Annotated in this window: 1 protein-coding gene and 1 pseudogene; both read left to right on the top strand. The window is 44.5% G+C overall.

All coding sequences use genetic code 11. The features are described from left to right. On the top strand, nt 1–279 hold a 279-nt coding region (locus tag R7093_RS26565; RefSeq protein ID WP_318147195.1), incomplete at its 5' end, for a DUF4136 domain-containing protein. A 110-nt stretch (nt 280–389) separates the two neighbouring features. Continuing rightward, nucleotides 390–598 (top strand): annotated as a pseudogene (locus tag R7093_RS26560) (hypothetical protein); the annotation flags it as partial.

Here is a 598-nt window from a genome sequence, read left to right as displayed (position 1 = left end):
ATCGTTGAGGAGTCGGAGTTAGTTTCGTCTGGTTCTTCTTTTAGCGTCGGTTATGGTTGGAACAGCTTTGGTGTGATTACATCAAGCCCTGAACGATATAAAGAACGCAAATACGGGAAGTTAGTGGTAGAGCTGGTGGATAGTAAGGCGAACCAAGTTGTGTGGAAAGGCGTTTCAAGCCGCAAGTTAACCGAATCAATGAGTACTGAGAAAAGGGAAAATTTGATCACAGAAGAAGTGGCGAAAATGTTCGAAAACTACCCATACGGTAAGAATTAAGTCCTCCGTTATATCAAACTGAGTGGCTAAAACCACGAGGCGAGAATTTCGATTGCAAATTCTCGCCCTCAGAGTTAAAAGTACGTATTACTGTGATGTAGGTGAACGTTGTGCGTGCTCTTCTTATTAGCTTTTTCGGGCTATTTCTGAGCTTATTGGCGGTTTCTGTCGGCCAAGAGTCAACGTCGCCTGAAACTGTTCACCACTACACCGTCGGCAGTGTGTTTTATGATGAAGACGCACAAGTTTCCGAAACGCCACTAGCACCACCTTTTCATTCGTTTGCTAGCCTGTTAAATCGCAATGCGTTGCGAGTTCA

It is taken from the genome of Vibrio sp. 1580, assembly GCF_033340055.1.
Note: the sequence above shows the minus strand (reverse complement) of the source record. Positions and strands in the feature narration are given on the sequence as shown.